The organism is Actinoallomurus purpureus (assembly GCF_024055795.1).
GTDB lineage: Bacteria > Actinomycetota > Actinomycetes > Streptosporangiales > Streptosporangiaceae > Actinoallomurus > Actinoallomurus purpureus.
This window is the reverse complement of record NZ_JAMXMY010000031.1, coordinates 19038-37264: the sequence shown is the minus strand read 5'-3', so window position 1 is coordinate 37264 and position 18227 is coordinate 19038. Positions and strand designations below refer to the sequence as shown.

The 18227-nt window shown below is 70.1% G+C and carries 18 protein-coding genes; 12 read left to right on the top strand and 6 right to left on the bottom strand.

What is annotated here, in order from left to right; genetic code table 11:
* Positions 1-234 precede the first annotated feature (234 nt).
* Complete coding sequence (locus tag NE236_RS39035) at positions 235-660, bottom strand: hypothetical protein (RefSeq protein WP_252847331.1); 426 nt, start codon at positions 658-660, stop codon at positions 235-237.
* 158 nt (positions 661-818) lie between these two features.
* Here NE236_RS39035 and NE236_RS39030 point away from each other — a divergent pair, with 158 nt between their 5' ends.
* Positions 819-1625 (top strand): helix-turn-helix domain-containing protein, encoded by an 807-nt coding sequence (locus NE236_RS39030; RefSeq protein ID WP_252847330.1) that lies wholly within the window; start codon positions 819-821, stop codon positions 1623-1625.
* On the top strand, positions 1625-1729 hold the full coding sequence (locus NE236_RS45390; protein ID WP_372494508.1) for a DUF397 domain-containing protein: 105 nt from the start codon (positions 1625-1627) through the stop codon (positions 1727-1729). The genes NE236_RS39030 and NE236_RS45390 overlap by 1 nt, the downstream gene beginning before the upstream one ends.
* Positions 1730-2100: 371 nt before the next feature.
* On the opposite strand, the gene NE236_RS39025 is transcribed toward NE236_RS45390, so the two are convergent.
* Positions 2101-2697, bottom strand: a complete 597-nt coding sequence (locus NE236_RS39025) for a hypothetical protein (protein ID WP_252847329.1) — start codon at positions 2695-2697, stop codon at positions 2101-2103.
* 793 nt (positions 2698-3490) lie between these two features.
* Between NE236_RS39025 and NE236_RS39020 the strand changes: the two genes are divergently transcribed.
* The 3 genes from NE236_RS39020 to NE236_RS39010 all read left to right on the top strand — a co-directional run bounded on the left by NE236_RS39020 (position 3491) and on the right by NE236_RS39010 (position 4383).
* Positions 3491-3688, top strand: coding sequence for a hypothetical protein (locus NE236_RS39020; RefSeq protein ID WP_252847328.1), 198 nt, complete (start codon positions 3491-3493; stop codon positions 3686-3688).
* Positions 3685-3891 carry a hypothetical protein gene (locus tag NE236_RS39015; RefSeq protein ID WP_252847327.1) on the top strand — a complete coding sequence of 69 codons (207 nt, stop codon included), beginning with the start codon at positions 3685-3687 and terminating at the stop codon, positions 3889-3891. The genes NE236_RS39020 and NE236_RS39015 overlap by 4 nt, the downstream gene beginning before the upstream one ends.
* A 69-nt stretch (positions 3892-3960) precedes the next feature.
* Positions 3961-4383, top strand: a complete 423-nt coding sequence (locus tag NE236_RS39010) for a hypothetical protein (protein WP_252847326.1) — start codon at positions 3961-3963, stop codon at positions 4381-4383.
* A gap of 139 nt (positions 4384-4522) precedes the next feature.
* Here the strand turns inward: NE236_RS39010 and NE236_RS39005 are convergent, their stop codons facing one another.
* The 3 genes from NE236_RS39005 to NE236_RS38995 all read right to left on the bottom strand — a co-directional run bounded on the left by NE236_RS39005 (position 4523) and on the right by NE236_RS38995 (position 6668).
* Positions 4523-5026 carry an Lrp/AsnC family transcriptional regulator gene (locus NE236_RS39005; RefSeq protein ID WP_308209205.1) on the bottom strand — a complete coding sequence of 168 codons (504 nt, stop codon included), beginning with the start codon at positions 5024-5026 and terminating at the stop codon, positions 4523-4525.
* A gap of 320 nt (positions 5027-5346) precedes the next feature.
* Positions 5347-5760 (bottom strand): SRPBCC family protein, encoded by a 414-nt coding sequence (locus tag NE236_RS39000; protein ID WP_252847325.1) that lies wholly within the window; start codon positions 5758-5760, stop codon positions 5347-5349.
* Positions 5761-5894: 134 nt separating this feature from the next.
* The gene (locus NE236_RS38995; protein WP_252847324.1) at positions 5895-6668 is read right to left on the bottom strand and encodes an amidohydrolase family protein; all 774 of its coding nucleotides are present in this window, start codon (positions 6666-6668) and stop codon (positions 5895-5897) included.
* A gap of 238 nt (positions 6669-6906) precedes the next feature.
* Between NE236_RS38995 and NE236_RS38990 the strand changes: the two genes are divergently transcribed.
* A complete protein-coding gene (locus NE236_RS38990; protein ID WP_252847323.1) occupies positions 6907-7956 on the top strand; it encodes a LacI family DNA-binding transcriptional regulator in 1050 nt (349 codons plus the stop codon).
* An 11-nt stretch (positions 7957-7967) separates the two neighbouring features.
* Positions 7968-9593: a glycoside hydrolase family 43 protein gene (locus NE236_RS38985; RefSeq protein WP_252847322.1), complete on the top strand. Its 1626-nt coding sequence runs from the start codon at positions 7968-7970 to the stop codon at positions 9591-9593.
* A 130-nt stretch (positions 9594-9723) separates the two neighbouring features.
* On the opposite strand, the gene NE236_RS38980 is transcribed toward NE236_RS38985, so the two are convergent.
* Complete coding sequence (locus NE236_RS38980; protein WP_252847321.1) at positions 9724-10755, bottom strand: LacI family DNA-binding transcriptional regulator; 1032 nt, start codon at positions 10753-10755, stop codon at positions 9724-9726.
* Positions 10756-11015: 260 nt separating this feature from the next.
* Here NE236_RS38980 and NE236_RS38975 point away from each other — a divergent pair, with 260 nt between their 5' ends.
* The 5 genes from NE236_RS38975 (at position 11016) to NE236_RS38955 (ending at position 17947) form a co-directional block, all read left to right on the top strand.
* Positions 11016-12338 (top strand): ABC transporter substrate-binding protein, encoded by a 1323-nt coding sequence (locus NE236_RS38975; protein WP_252847320.1) that lies wholly within the window; start codon positions 11016-11018, stop codon positions 12336-12338.
* Between the two features lie 78 nt (positions 12339-12416).
* The gene (locus NE236_RS38970; RefSeq protein WP_252847319.1) at positions 12417-13352 is read left to right on the top strand and encodes a carbohydrate ABC transporter permease; all 936 of its coding nucleotides are present in this window, start codon (positions 12417-12419) and stop codon (positions 13350-13352) included.
* Between the two features lie 36 nt (positions 13353-13388).
* Positions 13389-14219, top strand: coding sequence for a carbohydrate ABC transporter permease (locus NE236_RS38965; RefSeq protein ID WP_252847318.1), 831 nt, complete (start codon positions 13389-13391; stop codon positions 14217-14219).
* 14 nt (positions 14220-14233) lie between these two features.
* The gene (locus NE236_RS38960) at positions 14234-16159 is read left to right on the top strand and encodes a glycoside hydrolase family 127 protein (protein ID WP_252847317.1); all 1926 of its coding nucleotides are present in this window, start codon (positions 14234-14236) and stop codon (positions 16157-16159) included.
* Between the two features lie 96 nt (positions 16160-16255).
* Positions 16256-17947 (top strand): glycoside hydrolase family 43 protein, encoded by a 1692-nt coding sequence (locus NE236_RS38955; protein WP_252847316.1) that lies wholly within the window; start codon positions 16256-16258, stop codon positions 17945-17947.
* The last annotated feature ends 280 nt before the right edge of the window (positions 17948-18227 follow it).

The following is an 18227-nucleotide window of genomic DNA, read 5'->3' as shown; positions in this document are numbered from 1 at the left end:
GGCCGCCCCAGGCCCCTCATTCCCGCACCCCAGCGACCCCCCGCCCCGGCCTCAGCCACCGGGACGTGTGAAGCAGGGGCCACGCCGGGCGGCCTTCCCCAACCGCGCCGACGCGCCCCCACCCCCCTGCCCGCTACCGCTTCAAACGGATTTGAACGGCACTGCGGGAATAGGGCGGATCGCGCACCGGTCGAAGAAATTTGCGAGATTCCATCCCGTGCCGCGCGCCCACGTCTATGAGCCACCCTCGATCCGCTCCAAGATTGCGCGCGCCTCTTTCGGGTAGCGCTCGATCAAATGCTCTAGATCAATCAGTTCCGCAGCCTGATCGTAATCGCGTTTTTGTGGCGTCTGAAGGGGCCAATCCCACACTTCAATGAGCGGAATTCCATCCTGATCCGTGATGTCGATCCAGAATTTAGGGCAGTTGGAAAAGATTTTGATGCCCTCGTCGAGCTTGTAGCCGTAAACGTGCCTAAGAACGTTGGTCACCAGTTCGCAGCCAATGAGCTGGCCCACGAAGACGAGATCGGGACGGCCCATGCACGTCAGTCGATGCTTGATCATATCCCTGGCGAAGCCAGCCGCCTGAGGAATGGGCGAAAGGATGATCTTGGAGGCTCCGGGAGGAGCTATCTCTCGGGCTACGACGTTCGCCATGGCTGCCCACCTCAGGCTTTTCCAGACTGCTTGGTCCCGTTCTGCGTCGTTCGTCATCCGGTCCTGTCCGGATGTGTTCAGGAGCGTTGACAGAGAGTCTGGACCGGCGAGAAGAGGTGGGGTACTCTTTCGAAAGTTTTGAAAGGTTAGGAGGTGCCGTGAGATTCAAACCGTTAGTTGATCCGGACGCTGGACTCTGGAACTGGCTGGCCTATGACCTGCGGTTCTACAGACAAAAATACCGTCTGTCCCAGAATGCGCTAGCCGAGATCATCAAGACGAGTCCTCCAAACCTTTCAAACCTTGAGGCGGGTAGGCGACGCCTCAAGGACGAGCAGGCCGAAGCGCTAGATGAGCGCTTCACGACGGGAGGCCACTTTCAGAGGCTTCTGAGGTATGCCCGTCTAGGTCATGATCCGAACTGGTTCAAGCAGTACATGGACCTTGAGGCAGAAGCCATAGTGATCAAAGCATTCGAGCCGATCGTTGTACCGGGACTGCTACAGACCCCGGAGTACGCCACAGCCATCATCGAAGCTGCGGGAGCGCCCGACGTGGACGCCTTGGTGAAGACTCGGATGCAGCGACAGGCTGTCCTGCGCAAGGACAGTCCTCCTACTCTCTGGGTGGTACTTACGCAGACCGTCATAGACTGGCCCGTGGGTGACGGCACGGTGATGAGGGATCAGCTCGCATACCTGCTAGAGGTGTCGGCAAGGCCAAATGTAGGTCTCAGGGTGATCCCAAGGACGGCAGGAGCCCACGCCGGGTCAGACGGCAGCATCTATCTGATCTCCGGGGAGCGGGGTGACGTCGCCTACATAGAGGCACCCGGAGGCGGGAGGCTGGTACCTTCCCTCTCTGAAGTCCGGAAGTTCGAGCTGGTGTACGACCGGATAGGCCAATCTGCTCTGCCGGAGAAGCAGAGCAGGCTTCTAATAGAAGAGGCTATGGAGGCTCTGTAGTGACGAAGAACGTAACCCCCGATGGATGGCAGAAGTCTGTCCGCAGCGGCGGTCAGGGTGGCAACTGCGTAGAGGTCAAAGTGGTGGACTCCAAGTCCGCCTGATTGATTCAAACCAAGAGTCCGGGCCTCCCGCCCCCGGCAGAGCGATAGCCGTTGAGAGTTCTGCCGGGCGTCAGTCGCCTCTGTGAGGATTTTCCCTACAGGGTCAAGGCGCGCCGAAGGCGCGCAGCCTGCGGGGAGGGCGACGCCGGCAGACTTCGCTTTGCTTCGCCCCTGCGGGATGGCCTACGGCCATCAACCGGCCTCACCTCCCGTAGCCAGGGAACGGCCGGGCGGGGAAGGGCAGGCCCGCCGGAATCCGGGCTGCGGGCGGCGGTACGCGCCGTCCTCGCCCGTCCCGGCGGCCTGCCGCCCCGCCCTCCGTCCCAGACAAGCCGAGCCAGGCCGCCCGCCCCACCCGCGCGTACGGGCGCTCAGAACCCTGGGCTGATCCAGTGAGCCATGACTCCGGTGCGTCCGTCGTCGTTGCTGGCGACGGAGGCGTGGCCAGCCTGCCCGATGCGGGACGCGTGGAGCGTCACGACGTCCCCGGCGGCGAAAGCGTGCGTGAACGTCTGCCCGGCGCTGGCCTGGAGTAGCTGATTCGGGCCAGCGATGCCGGTCACTGCCTCACTGCTGCGGATACGCGTGCCGTTCTTGAACAACGCTGTGCGGACGTACAGTGGCGCGTTCGTCGTGGGTTGAATGATCGGGCGGGCGTGATAGGAGACCTCCCACACGCCGGGAAAGGGGATCTTGAGTGCCGGGACCTCGGAGATGTGCTCGTCGGCGCGGTCGGCACCGGTGAGGGCGTGGTTGAAGGTGAGCGGGTCGGTCTGGACCCAGGTCGAGCCTCCCGACTGGGATGGCACGGTGGCCGTGGATGCGCGGGCTTTGCCGTAGACGTTCGGCGTTCCGCTGGCGTAGGCCGGTGCGGCCATGAGGGCCGTCACCAGGGCGCTGCCGACGGCCGCGTGGACGGCGATCGACCGTCTGGATTGAGAGGCGGTTCGTGTGGTTGCTGCTCGCATGGAGATCTCCCTATCTGCCCTGCGACGAGCCAGACGGACGCCCGTCGCCTACTCTGTGTACTAGATCATCTACCATGCGTAACCTGATGTGTCGATCACCAAGACCCATGCCGGTGTGGCCATTGTCGATCTACTGCACTCCCCGCCTGATTCATGCAGTCTCAACAGACGCCCCGCCGGGTGGCCCAAAGCGTCCACTGGCGCGGCTTGCGGCGAGCCTCCTACGGGGGCGCACACTCGGACGTCAACCGAACGGGCCGGAACGCCCCCCAGCAGACCCGAACCGACACGCACGCCAGGACCCCCAAAACGCCAACTGACCTGGACAGACACCACCGCACCGGATTGCTCCGGAACGGCCAGGAATGCCCAGGCCAGCCGTACGTTAGAACCTCACGAATCGTCCCGGCTGGATGCCGGGTATGTGTCAATCGTCTTCGTGCCCTGGTGTCGGCAGACAGAGCCGCCGACCCGCGTGGCACGTCCCTCTGGACGCTATCGGTCCAGCCTGCGCAGCTAGCGGACCGAGGAGGGTGCCCCGCGTCGCCTGGGCACGGGGCATGCTGACGCCAGAACGATACGACCGGATCACCAAGAGTGACTAAGAAAAAGTGGGCCTGCAGCGGTTCGTGCGTCGAGGCCAACGAGGGCCTCGCTACGACGCCCGATGCGAAGCGGCCCGTGTCCAGGTGCCGATAAGGTGGCGCTGTCCAGCCGACTTGCTCAACTATTGGGCGATCTTGTCGTTATCGTCGTACCTCCAGAGTCGGCGGGGAGATCATCGGAGGTGACGATGCGGACCGGACGGTGGATGGTCGTCGTCTGGCTGGTCATCGGAGGGCTCGCCGCAGGGCAGCGCCATTACTACTCCCAGTTCGACGGGAGCTGCGCAAGATTCGCCACGATCGGCATCACGATGATCGCCGGTCCACTCAACTACATCGGCCTCAACCCGAGCGCCTACTGCAAGGTTCCCCAGCCCAGCAAGTGACGTTGTCCGGAGCGACGCTGTCGCTGAGCTGCCGGTCGAGCGACACGACCGAGACGCCGCAGGTCGGAGCCTGGCCGGACCGCCTTCTTCTCCAGCACGCCCGCCCGTACGGCCTTCAGTGCGGGGCCGGTCGAGCGCAGTGCCTGTTCGGGCAGGTCGGTGACGGCCAGATCGGCCCGGGCGGAGTAGTCGAGGGCCCCTGAACCTCCGCTCGACAGGTTCCCGTCCGATTCGGGGTACGTACGAAGCGACCTGCTCACGGGGGAGGGCCCATGCGATTTTCCATACGGCTGCGGCACGTGCCGGGTCGCCTTGCCACGGGGATCTTCATCCTCGATTCCGGCCTGAACAAGCGGGGAGCGGATCAGCCGACGGCCGAGGCCCTCCACGGCATGGCCGCGAACGCCTATCCGTTCCTGCGCGTCGTCGATCCCAAGACCTTCGTCCGGCTGCTGTCGGCGAGCGAGATGGCGCTGGGTACCGCGTTGTTGCTCCCGGTCGTGCCGACGGCCGTGGCCGGTGCGGCCCTGACCGCCTTCTCCGCCGGCCTCGTCGGCCTGTACGCCAGGACGCCCGGGATGCGCCGGGAGGGCAGCGTCCTCCCGTCCCAGCAGGGGATTCCTCAGGCCAAGGACGCCTGGCTGCTCGGCATCGGCCTCGGATTCGTCGTCGACGGCGTGCTGGATCGCGGCTGAGGACCTCATGTCGCTCGTCCCGCCGCCGCCGGCGGTGGCGGGCAAGCGGCGCGGCTGAACCACGGGGTGGCGACGGCGTCGTGTCACTGCAGGCGGTGGGGCGTGAACGGCCGATCCACGGGGTGGCGACGGTGCCGTGTCACTGCAGGCGGTGGCCGCCGGTCGCCTCCTCGAAGATGAGCCAGGTGCGCGTTGACCGCACTCCCTGCACCGCGTGGATGCGGGCGAGCACGACGTCGCGCAGTGTGACGTTGTCGGGCGTGCGCACCAGCATCACGAGGTCGACGTCGCCGCCGACGAACGCCAGGTGCTCGATGTACGGCACCTCGCGCAGGCGCGCGGCCACCTCCCGCCACGAGTGCTGTTCGATGGCGACGAGTACGTAGGCCGAGGTGCCGAGCCCGGCACGGACCGGGTCGATCCGGGCGGTGAACCCGGTGATGACGCCCTCGGCGATCATCCGTTCCACGCGCGTGTAGACGTTGGAGCGGGAGACGCTCACCCGCTCGGCCAGGGCGCGCATGGACAGGCGGCCGTCGGCCTCGAGCTCTCGCAGGATGGCGCGATCGACGTCGTCGAGCGGTGCCGCCGACTGTCCGGCGGGACCGGGGGCCGCCGCAGCGTCGAACGACAGATGATCCACCAGCCATCCCCAGATGAGCAACGTGTCCGCGTTTTCGACCAGCCACCGTTCTTTTGGTCTGTTTCGAACCATATCCCGGCCACTGGCCGAACAAGGAGGGCGGGGCTGTCGCCGGCTGCGTGGAGCGCCCGGAACTCCTGGGCACCAACCGTTTTCCGCGGGCGAGGCCCGCTACGACGTTCGGCCCCGGCACCGTACGCGGTGCCGGGGCCGAATCAGTTCCTTGTCGCACGTCAGTGAATGTCCGGCACGGGTAGAAGTGCCGGCGGACGTCCGCCGGTGAGCGGCGGAGGACCGGTCACGGGGCGCCGGCCCGGTGGCTATCCGCCGGCCGACTCGCTCCGATGCCGCACCTTCTCGGCCAGGCGGTCCAGGCTCTGGTCGAGAGCCTCCTCGATCTTCGGGCCGGGCGGCGCGTGGGCGGGGTCGAAGAACGACAGGTGGACGATCACCTCGCTGTGGTCCGGTTCGATGCCGGTGACCTGGAGCCAGCCGGCGTACTCGTCCGTGTCGCGGGTGCCCCACTCGACCCTCAGCTGATCGCGTTCCGCTCGCATCAGGGCGCGCTCGCGCTCGGCGCCCGCACCGTGGGTCACGGTGACGTCCGGTGGGTCGGCCGACTCCAGGTGCACGTCGTGGGGCAACCACTCGTCCATCGAACTCGGGTCGGCCGCCTCGTCGAACACCAGCTCCGCCGGTGCGGCGAAGGCCCGGGACGCCTCGTACTCGCTCATGGTCGTACTCCTTCCCGTCAGGGTGGCGGTGGTGCGTCCGCCGCCGCTGACCGGTCGGCTACCCGCAACCGCCGGGCCGACACCCCGACGGACCGATCCCGGGCGAAGGGCGTTGAACGCCACGCCGGGGGACGTCAGGTCCGGTAGAAGGCGGCCGCGTTGTCGTGGAGCACCGCGCGGAGGTGTTCCGGTCCGGCGACGTCGGTGAGCAGGCGGAGATCGTCGTCCCGGAAGGGGCGGCGGGCGCGCGTGGACGGCAGGTCGGTGCCGAACAGGAGGGCGCGCGGATCGGCGTCGAGCACCGTGCGAATCGCCCGGGCGACGTCGAGGTCGACGCGCCCGAAGCCGGTGGCCTTCACGCGGACGCCGCGTTCGACCAGGGACAGCAGGAACGGCAGCCCCTCCTCGGACAGGCCGAGGTGGTCGACGCTCACCGCCGGGAGGGTCCCCAGCACGGGCGTCAGCTCCGGCAGGTCACGTGCGTCGATGTACAGCTCCACGTGCCAGCCGGCGACCTCGTGCACGCGGCGGGCCAGCGTCTCGAGGCGGTCGAGCGTCTCCGAGCCGCCACGGCGTACGTTGAACCGCACGGCCCTGACGCCGGATGAGTCCAGCCGCGCGATCTCGTCGTCCTTCACCGAGGCGGGCAGCTGCGTCACTCCCACGAATCCGGGGCCCAGCCGCCGGAGCGCGTCCACGAGATACGTCTGGTCGAACCCCTGGAAGGAGCCGGAGACCACCGCGCCGCCCACGACGCCCAAGGAGGCCGTGCGCGAACGGTAGTCCTCGACGGTGAAGACGGGGGGCAGGTAACCGTCGTTCTCGATGAGCGGGAACCGCGGGTCGATGATGTGCAAGTGCGCGTCGAACACCGGTGGGGAGGCCGGAACCGGCTCGTCGGGGCTCACGTCTGCCATCGTCCCAGAGAACCGGGCGGCCCGCCGGTCGAATGCGTCCGGGGTGCGTCCCGCGGCTGGTCGATACTTTTCGAAGGTCGTCGAGTGGCTCGTCCCGTAGCGCCATCGAGAGGTCCACAGGGGGCTCTGGCGGTGCGGCGCTGCGTCGAGCAGGGGACCTGGCGCTAGGACGATGTCGAAAGATTGCGCTAATCTTCGAAACGCACGATCGACGATGTGGAGGAGCGCGGTGGGACGTCAAGCCGGAACGGGAGCGGGGCCGACGCCCGGTCGGCGGTCCCGGCCCACCTTGGCCGACATCGCCGTGGAGGCCGGCGTCTCCACGGCCACGGTGTCCAAGGTGCTCAACGGCCGGACCGACGTCGCCGCGGCCACCAGGGAGCGGGTCACCCGGCTGCTGAAGGCCCACAGCTACCTTCCGCCCGGCGTACGGCGGGCGCGCCGGTCGGGGCTGGTCGACGTCGTCATCGGCGGTCTCGACAGCCCCTGGGCGGTGGAGATCCTGCGCGGCGTGGAGGCCGAGTGCGCCGAACGCGGCACCGGCACCGTCGTGTCGCTCGTGCGCGGGGAGGACGCCCGGCCGCCGAGCTGGGCGTCGCTCAGCGTGCAGCACCACAGTGACGGGGTGATCCTCGTGACGTCCCGGATCACCTCGCAGCAGCGCACGCAGATCGAGCGGGCGGGGGTCCGGCTGGTGGTCATCGACCCGGTCGACCTGCCCGACACCGACCTGGTGAGCGTGGGGGCGACCAACTGGTCGGGCGGCCTGTCGGCGACCGAGCATCTGATCTCCCTCGGCCATCGGAGGATCGCCGCGATCGGCGGTCCGCAGGAGATGCTCTGCACCCAGGCCCGGGTCGACGGATATCGGGCCGCCCTCGAACGCGCGGGCATGGAGCTGGACCGTGGCCTGATCCGGTACGGCGACTTCCGGTACGAGGGAGGGTTCCAGGCGGCCCGCGACCTCCTCAAGTCGCCGGACCGCCCGACGGCGATCTTCGCGGGCAGCGACCAGCAGGCCATGGGCGTCTACGAGGCGGCCCGCCAGGCGGGTCTCAGGGTCCCGGCCGACCTCAGCGTCGTCGGGTTCGACGACCTGCCGCTGTGCCAGTGGTTGTCGCCGCCCCTGACCACCGTGCGCCAGCCGCTGGAGGAGATGGGCCGGATCGCCGCCCGGACGCTGTTCCAACTGCTCGACGGCGAGGTGCTGGTGAGCCCGCGCGTCGAGCTCGCCACCGAGCTGCGCGTCCGGCTGTCCACCGCCCCGCCGTCCGACTGACGCCCGTCGCCATGGCCGAAGCACCCCCGAATCTCGCGCCGGACGAGCCTGCGGTTCCGTCCCGGAACCGTGCCCGCACCGCGCGAGCGCGGACCTTCCGCAACCCGATTCTGCCCGGCTTCCACCCCGACCCGTCGATCTGCCGGGTCGGAGCCGACTACTACCTGGTGACCTCCTCCTTCGAGTGGTTTCCCGGGCTGCCGATCCACCACAGCCGGGACCTGGTGAACTGGCGGCCGCTCGGCCACGTCCTGGACCGGCCGGAGCAGCTGCCGCTCGACGGCGTCCGCCCGTCGGGGGGCCTGTACGCGCCGACCATCCGCCACGTCGACGGGACGTTCTACGTCGTGTGCACCCTGGTCGACGGCACCGGGCCGAGCGGCAATTTCGTGGTGACGGCCACGGACCCGGCCGGGCCGTGGTCCGAGCCGTACTGGCTGGGAGAACCCGACAGCTTCGACCCGTCCCTGCTGTTCGACTCCGGCGGGCGAGCCTGGTTCCATGCGACCCGGCCGGTCGACACCGACGGGCACACCGAGATCTGGCTGCGGGAGCTCGACGCGGTGACGCTGACCCTGACCGGCCCGGAGCACGTGCTGTGGCGCGGCGCCCTGAACGACGCGGTCTGGGCGGAGGCGCCGCACCTGTACCGGGTCGGGGACTTCTACCACCTCGTGGTGGCCGAAGGCGGCACCGAGCTCGATCACGCCGTCACCGTCGCGCGGTCCCGTCGGGTCACCGGCCCGTACGAGGGGAATCCCCGCAATCCGGTGCTGACCCACCGCCACCTCGGCGCCGGGCACCCCATCGTCGCGACCGGGCACGCCGACCTCGTGGCGACCGGCACGGGGGAGTGGTGGGCGGTGCTGCTCGGGGTCCGCCCGTCAGGGGGCTACCTGGGCAATCTGGGCCGGGAGACCTTCCTGGCCGAGGTGGTGTGGGAGGAGGACTGGCCGGTCATCGCCCCCGGCGCCGGCCGGGTCGAGCCCGTCGGTACGCCCCCGGACCTGCCCGAACACCGCTGGCCCGCCGAGGCCGCCTGCGACCACTTCGAGGACGCCGAGCTCGGCCCGCGGTGGAACCTCCTGCGCACGCCGCGCGAGCGGTTCTGGAACCTGACCGAACGGCCCGGCCACCTGCGCCTGCGCCTGCGGCCGCCGACCGTGACGGAGCGCGCCTGCCCGAGCCTGGTCGCCCGCCGGCAGAGCGACGCGCACTTCGTCGCCCACACCGCGTTCGACTTCGCCCCGTGGGGCTCGAACGAGTGCGCCGGCCTGGTCCTGCTGCAGAACGACGACTTCCAGATCCGGTGCGTGGTCACCCTCCGCGACGGACGGCGCGTGCTCCGGTTGATCCGCAGGGCCGCCGGAGCCGACGAGAGGCTGGCGGAGGAGCCCTTGCCCGACGGGCGCGTCCGGCTGGCGGTCGAGGCCCACGACCAGTCCTACGAGTTCCGGTACGCCACCCCCGGTTTGGCGTGGCGGCCGATCGGCGCCCCGGTCGACGGCAGCGTGCTGAGCACCCAGGTCGCCGGCGGCTTCGTCGGCGCTCACCTCGGCATGTACGCCACCAGCGATGGGCGGCCCAGCACCAACGTCGCCGACTTCGACTGGTTCGAGTACCGCGGCCTGGAGTGAGGCCGCGCCGACGCGTGCGGGCGGTTCCGCGCGGCGCCGGTCCGGCCCGGCCGTCAGTCCGCTGGTTCGCGTACTGCCGCCTGGAGTGAGTCCACCACGACACGCGTGAGCGGCGGCGGGTCCGGGGCCGTCAGTTCGCCGGATGCGGGCCGACGGGGACCGCGGTGGACTCGCGTACGACCAGGCGGCAGGGCGTGACGTGCGGCCCGGGGGAGGGGTCGCCGTTGATGGCCGCGAGCAGGAGGTCGGCGGCCGTACGCCCCAGCCCTTCGAGCCCCAGGTCGACGCTGGTCAGCGGCGGCTGGGAGCCGAGCACCATGACGTCCCAGTTGTCGAACCCGACCACCGCGACGTCGTCAGGGACCCGCCGGCCCGCCGCTCGGAGCGCGTCGGTGACGCCCCGCGCCACCTGGTCGCTGCCGCAGAAGACGGCGTCGAACTCACCGGCCGTCGCGAGGAGCATGCCGACGGCCTGCCGCCCCCACGCCTCGCTCCACTCGCCGAACAAGGGCGGGACCACCGGCCGCAGCCCCGCCTCGGCCAGGTGCTCGACCGTCGCGGACGCTCGTACGGTCGCGGAGTGATGGTGCTCCGGGCCGGTGACGTGGGCGATCTTTCGGCGGCCCACGGCGAGTAGGTGGTCGATGGCCTTGCGGGCGCCGCCGGCCTCGTCGGCCACCACTGAGCAGTCCTCGGGGTCGGTGGAGCTGACGAACGCGTAGACCACCGGAACCGGTACCCCGGACCCGATCGGTGGCCGCGACCGCGCGCGGCGGCCGGTCACGATGATGCCGTCGACCCGGCGGCTGAGCAGGGTCTGCAGGTAGTACTGCTCACGGATCGGATCGTCGCGTCCGTCGCACAGGAACACCGACATCCGGCCGGCGCCGAGCGCGTCCTCCACCCCGATCATCAGCGGGATGCTGAACCGGCCGATGGTGTCCGTGGTGATCATCCCGACGGTGTACGTGCGGCCCGAGGCCAGCGTGCGCGCCGCCGCGTTGGCCTGGAAGCCGAGCTGTTCGGCGGCCGCCCGGACCCGCTGCCGGGTCTCCTCCCGCAGTGAGCCACGCCCGTTCAGCGCCTTGGACGCGGTGCCGACCGAGACGCCCGCCAGCGCGGCCACATCGCTGATGGTCACGGGCCGCACCGGCTTTCCCATATTTTCCTCCGTTTTCCTCGGTGGTCTGGCAGACGAATGTACCGCACCCCACCGTACGGCAGGAGACCCCGCATAACACGAGGGAAATGTGGTCTTGACCGCGTGGGCCCGGCGACCTAGCCTCCGAGGCAACCGGTTTCCGAGTTTTCTGCTCTCGGCCGTCGCGCGGGGTGCCGGTGTCCCTGCCGGGGCCATATCTCGGGGGTCCTGCCGGGCCGGCGGCTGCCGGCACCGGGTTCCGCCGACGATTAGGAGACACAATGGCCCTCTCCCGCCCCCGGGCTCGGCTGCGGCCGGGTCGCAGGCCGGCCCCCGCCCTCACCGCGCTGGCCGCCGCAACCGTGCTCCTGGCGGCCTGCCAGAGCGGGGGAGCCGCGTCCTCCGCGAGCGACACCAGTGCCAAGGACGACGGCACGACGATCACCATGTGGACGCGTTCGCCGACGGCCGTCTTCAGCCAGACGCTCATCGACGCCTACAACCGGGGTCACAAGAACAAGGTGAGGCTGACGGTGATCCCGGCCGACTCCTACCAGCAGAAGGTCGGCGCGGCCGCCGGCGCGAGACAACTCCCGGACGTGCTGGCCACCGATGTGGTCTACGCCCCGAACTACGCCTCGAAGGGCGTGTTCCTCGATCTCACCGCCCGGGTCGACAAGCTGCCGTTCAAGGCGTCCCTCGCCTCCGCGCACATGAAGACGGCGACGTACCAGAACAAGATCTACGGTGTGCCGCACGACATCGACCTGTCCGCGGTCTTCTACAACAAGGCGCTGTTCACCAAGGCGGGCCTGGACCCGGACAAGCCGCCGACGACGCTGGACGAGCTCTACGCCGACGCCAAGAAGATCAACGGCGTGGGCGGCGGCGCGCACGGCTACTTCTTCGGCGGCGCCTGCCCGGGCTGCATGCTCTTCACCACCTGGCCGATGATCTGGGCCTCGGGCGGCACGGTGCTCAACGACAAGGGCACCGAATCGACCATCGCCAACGACGCGGCCGCCAAGGTCTACGCCCTCTACCGCAAGATGTACCAGGAGGGGATCGTCCCTGCCTCGGCCAAGAACGAGAACGGCCCGACGTGGACCCAGCAGTTCACGAACGGCAAGATCGGCATTCAGCCGATGGGCGCCACCGTCCTGCAGACCGTGAAGGAGGGGCCCGACCTGAAGGTGGGCGTGGCACCGATTCCAGGGCTCACGGGCGGGGCCTCCTCCTTCGTCGGCGGTGACGTGCTGGGCGTCAGCGCCAACAGCAAGCACGCCGCGCAGGCCTGGGACTTCATCTCCTGGACCCTGTCCAACGACGCCCAGGTCGACGTGGTCGCCAAGAACAAGAACATCACCGTGCGCACCGACCTGGCCGACAACACCTACGCCCGGCAGGACCCACGGCTGGCGACGTTCAACAAGCTGGCCGCCCAGGGACAGACGCCCATCTCGGTCGGCTTCGGCAAGACCTACAACGACCCGAACGGACCGTGGACGTCCACGGTGACCGACGCGGTCTTCGGTCCCGGCGATCCGGGCAGTGTCCTGCAGCGGCACAACGGCGCCATCACCGGGTCGTTGTCCAACGGCTGACCCACCCCCCCCACGCACGTCTCCGGGCGGCGCGGCCGACCACCGCGCCGCCGCCCCGTGACCAGCGAGGAGCATCCGATGCTCTCCCTCTCACCCGCCCGCACGCGCTCGGGTGGCGCGCCGTCGCCCCCGCCGCCCGCCCGCCGCGACGGCTCGCCCCTGCGGCGTGGTCACCGGCGGCTGGCGGCGCTCTACGCGGCGCCGATGGCCGCCATCGTCGCGGTCCTGTTCGTCGTCCCGCTCGGCCTGATGGTCTGGATGTCGTTCAACCACTGGCCGCTGCTCGGCGCGTCCGCGCCCAACGGGGTGGTGAACTACCGGGCCCTGAGTGACCCGCTGTTCCTGCACGCACTCGTGTTCACCCTGAAGTACACGGTCGTGACCACGGTCGTCCTCAGCCTCGTCGCGTTCGGCCTGGCGTTGCTCGTCCAGGAGGGCCGCCGTGGGGTGGGCCTGTTCCGTACGGTGTTCTTCCTGCCGAGCGCTGTCGGCCTCGCGTCGGCGAGCCTGCTCTTCTACGGCCTGTTCAACACCGGCTCGTCGCCGTTGAACGCGGTCATCCGGTTCCTGGTCGGCGGGGACGTCGACTGGCTCGGCAGCAGCGGCAACGCGCTGTACTCGACGGTCGGCATGATCACTTGGCGGTTCGCGGGCTTCTACATGCTGATCCTCATGACCGGCCTGCACGCCATCGACCCGATGCTGTACGAGGCCGCCCGCACGGACGGCGCGGGCTGGTGGCAGATCATGCGGCGGGTGACGCTGCCGCTGCTGCGGCCCACCCTCGCCCTGATGATGGTCCTGTCCGTCACGGGCTCCCTGCTGGCCTTCGACCAGTTCTTCATCCTGACCGGCGGCCGGCACGGCACCGCGACGATCGTCGTCGACATCTACCGGGAGGCGTTCCTGTCCCAGGACCTCGGCCGGGCGGCGGCGGTCTCGGTCGCGATCCTCGTGGGCCTGATCGTCATCAACGGCGCGCAGCTCCGCCTCCTGCGACGCGGCGGTCGCTGAGCACCGGCCACTGACCTCCATCCCCAAGGAGCCGACATGTCACGACCGCGTCACCGCGCCGCCCGGTCCGCGGGGTTCTACTCCACGTCCACCGCGCTCGCGGTGCTCTTCCTGTTCCCCATGGTCTGGACGCTGCTGTCCTCCGTGCACGGCCGTCAGGCGAGCGGCGGCGGCAACGGGTGGGGGATCGCCGACTACAAGCGCCTGTTCCACTACGGCAGCGGGCTGCCGACGTACCTGTTCAACACGACGGTGGTGTCGCTCGTCACGGTGTGCGTCACCGTCGTGGTCACCACGCTGGGCGGCTACGCCGTGGCGCGGTTCTCCTTCCCCGGAAAGAACCTCCTGTTCCTGGTCACCCTCGCGATCCTGATGGTCCCGTACACGACCATCCTCGTTCCGCTGTACGTCCTGCTCGGCTGGATCGGCCTGCAGAACTCCCTGATCGGCCTCGGGCTGGTCCTGGCGATGTTCCAGCTGCCGTTCGGGCTGTTCATGATGCGCAACTCGTTCGAGGCGCTGCCGGTGGAGCTGGAGGAGGCCGCGCTCATCGACGGCTGTACGCCGACGGGAGTGCTGCGCCGGGTGCTGCTGCGCGGCGTGGCGCCGGGCATGGTGACCGTCGCGCTGTTCTCGTTCCTCGCCGCCTGGAACGAGTTCGTCGCACCGCTGATCTTCCTGACCGACGGCGCCAAGTTCACCCTGCCCGTGGCGCTGTTCAACCTGCAGTCCGGCAGCCTCGGGTCGGTCGACTTCGGGGCGCTGCAGTCCGGTGTGGTGACCGCGGCGGTTCCGTGCGTCGTGGTGTTCCTTCTCCTGCAGCGCTACTACGTGCGCGGGTTCACTTCCGGTGCCCTCAAGGGCTGACGAGAAGAGAGAGCATGACCGATTCACACCTCGGCCCGGTCTCCCCGACGACGGACGCCCTCGGCGTGCTGCGGCCGCTTCCCCTCGACGCCGTACGGCTCGACCCCGGCGGGCTGCTCGGCGAATGGCAGGACCGCAACGTCGCCGCGACGATCCCCCACTGTGTCGACCAGCTGTCGGCGAGCGGCACGCTCGAGAACCTGCGCCGCGTCACGGGGGAGAGCGACCGGGAGTTCGCGGGCATGTGGTTCCGCGACTCCGACATCTACAAGACCCTCGAGGCGGCCGCGTGGCAGCTGACCCACCCCGGGGACGCCGCTCGGCTGCGGGACTTCCTCGACACCACGGTGTCGCTGCTGGCCAAGGCACAGCAGGACGACGGCTACCTCAACTCCTACTTCACCACGGTGCACCCGGAGAAGCGCTGGCGGGAGCTGGACTGGAGCCACGAGCTCTACTGCGCGGGCCACCTGATCCAGGCCGCGGTCGCCGCCGCCCGCGCCGGCGTCGGCGCGGAGCTGATGACGATCACGCGGCGCTTCGCCGACCTGATCGTGGAGCGGTTCGGGCCGGACGGGGTCGACGGGGTGTGCGGACACCCCGAGATCGAGACCGCCCTGGTCGAGCTCTACCGGGTGACCGGGCACCGGCCCTACCTCGACGTGGCACGCAGGTTCCTGGACCTGCGCGGGCAGGGCCTGCTGGGGGAGGGACGGTTCGGCCCGGCGTACTTCCAGGACCACCTCCCGGTCCGCGCGGCCGAGGAGGTGACCGGCCACGCCGTCCGGCAGCTGTACCTGCTGGCGGGCATGGTCGACGTCGCCGTCGAGACGCACGACACCGCACTGCTCGACGCGTCGCGCCGGCTCTGGGACAGCGCGTTCCACGCCAAGACCCACCTCACCGGCGCGCACGGCTCCCGGCACCGCGACGAGGCATACGGCGACCCCTACGAGCTGCCGCCCGACCGTGCGTACGCCGAGACGTGCGCGTCGATCGCGAGCTTCCAGTGGAACTGGCGCATGCTGCTGGCCACGGGCGAACACCGGTACGCCGACGAGATGGAGCGGGTGCTCCACAACGCCGTGGCGGTGGCCACCGCCGTGGACGGGCGGCACTTCTTCTACTCGAACCCGCTCCACCTGCGCACCGGGCACGACGGGTCGGACGAGGATGCGCCCTCGCAGCGGCTGAGCTGGTACTCCTGCCCCTGCTGCCCGCCCAACCTCGCCCGGCTGATGTCCTCCCTCCACGGTTACCTCGCGACGGCGGACGACGACGGCCTGCGGATCCACCTGTACGGCGCCGGGACCGTGCGCGGCCCGGTTCCCGGAGGCGAGGCCGAGGTGACGACGCGGACCGTGTATCCCTGGGACGGCCGGATCGAGCTGACCGTGGCGGCGACGACCACCCGGCCGTGGACGCTCGGACTGCGGATCCCTGGATGGTGCCACGGCTTCACCGTCGAGGTCGACGGCGTGGCCGTCGAGGGAGACGTCCGCGACGGGTACCTCCGCATCACCCGGAGCTGGGCCGCCCTGACGGTCATCACCCTGGACCTGCACATGCCCGCCCGCCTGGTGGCGGCGCATCCGCGGGTCGACGCGGTGCGCGGGTCCGCCGCGCTGACGCGTGGTCCACTGGTCTACTGCCTCGAACAGGCCGACATCCCCGACGGGACGGTGCTGGAGGACGTTCGGCTCGACGCGACCGCGCCGGTGCGCGTGGACGAGCGCGCGGACCTGCCGCACGTTCCGGTCACGCTCGCCGCCGAGGGGAGCGCGGACCGGTCTCCGTCCCTCGAGCCGTACCCCGATCACGCGGCCGGCGATGCCGGCGCGGCCGAGCCGCTGTCCCTGAGGGCGGTGCCCTACTTCCTGTGGGGGAACCGGGCTCCTGGGCCCATGCGGGTCTGGATCCCGGTGGCGCCGCGGGGGTGACGCGGCCCTTGACCACCTCCAGCCGCGCTGAGACACTCCGGCAAACCTTTTCCTCACGCGGCCGCGCGATCGGGCCGCCCTTGAAGGAGGACGTGGATGGGTGAGCAGAGTCGGAGGCGGGTCCTCCAGGCGGGTCTCGGCGCGATGGCCGGGTCGGTCGCCGTCGGCGGGCTCGGCGGCACGGCCGGCGCGGCGGAGCGCGCGGCGACCGGTGCGGCCGCCGCGCCCGCGGACGGCCGGACGACCGCTCTTCCGTGGGTCGCGGACCTCGGGGACGGCCGTTACCGCAACCCGGTGCTCAACGCCGACTGGTCCGACCCGGACGTCGTCCGCGTCGGGCCGTACTTCTATCTCACCGCCTCGACCTTCAACCGGATCCCGGGCCTGCCCATCCTCCGGTCGCGCGACCTGGTCAACTGGACGATCATCGGGCACGCGCTCACCGAACTCGAACCCCGTGACGTCTTCGACACGCCGCAGCACGGGAACGGCGTGTGGGCGCCGGCGATCCGTCACCACGCCGGCAGGTTCTGGATCTTCTACCCGGACCCGGACCACGGCATCTTCGTCACCACCGCCGTCGACCCGTCCGGCCCGTGGACCAGACCGCACGTCCTCAAACCCGGCCGCGGCCTGATCGACCCGTGCCCGCTGTGGGACGACGACGGCCGGGCGTACCTCATCCACGCCTGGGCCAAGAGCCGGTCCGGGATCAACAACCGGCTGACCCTGCACGAGATCAGCCCGGACGGCAGGGAGCTCCTCGACGACGGCCGGATCGTGGTGAACGGCGACGAGCTCTCCGGCTACACCACCCTCGAAGGGCCGAAGCTGTACAAGCGGGACGGCTGGTACTGGATCTTCGCCCCGGCCGGCGGCGTGACCGGCGGTTGGCAGTCGGCGTTCCGGTCGCGCAGCGTCTTCGGCCCGTACGAGGACCGCATCGTCCTGGCCCAGGGCGACACCCCCATCAACGGCCCGCACCAGGGCGCCTGGGTCACCACCCAGCGGGGCGAGGACTGGTTCCTGCACTTCCAGGACCGCGGCGTCTACGGCCGCGTGGTGCACCTCCAGCCGATGCGGTGGCGGGACGACGGCTGGCCCGTGATGGGCGAGGACGACGGCAGCGGGCGCGGCAAGCCGGTGCTGGTCCATCGCAAGCCCGCGGTGGGACGCCCGTCGAAGATCACCGCCCCGGCCGCCGGGGACGAGTTCACCGGCCACCGGCTGGGCGAGCAGTGGACCTGGCAGGCCAACGCCGATCCGTCGTGGGCGTCGCTGCGCGGCGGCCGGCTCCGGCTGACCTGTCCGCCCAGTGCCGACACCGCCGACCTGCGGCTCCTGCCGAACGTCCTGGGGCAGCGCTTCCCCGCGGAGTCGTTCGTCGCGACCACCTCCCTCACCCTGCGCGCCGGGACACCGGGAGCGCGGTCCGGGCTCGTCGTCCTCGGCTACGGCTACGCGTGGATCGGGCTGCAGCGGCTGGACTCCGGGCTCGCGCTGGTGTCCCGCACGGCCGTCCAGGACAAGGCCGAGGTCGACGCCGCCACGCCGATCCCGCTCCCGCGCGGCCGGTCCTCGGTACGGCTGCGGGTCGAGGTGGGGCCCGGCGGCGTCTGCCGGTTCGCGGCCGACGTGGACGGGCACGGCCTCCAGCCGGTCGGCGGGCCGTTCACCGCCTCCCAGGGCAAGTGGATCGGAGCCACGCTGGGCCTGTTCGGCACTGCCCCGGCCGGCGCGCACGGCGACGCCGCCGAGGTCGACTGGTTCGGCGTCGGCCCCGCCTGAACCGCGCGGTGACGCCGTCCGAACCTGATGTCGGTTTTCGGCGAGCGACCAGGGTCCGGTCTGCCGCAGAGTGGAACGGTGACGACCACCGACACCACCGCCCCGCAGCGGGTCGACGCCGCGGACTGGACGGCCCTCGCCGAAGAGCTGGACGCCTACGGCTGCGCGCTGACGCCCCGGCTGCTCACGCCCGAGCAGTGCCGCGCCATCGCCGCGCTGTACGAGCGGGCCGAGCTCTTCCGCACCACGGTCGACATGGCCCGTCACCGGTTCGGCTCCG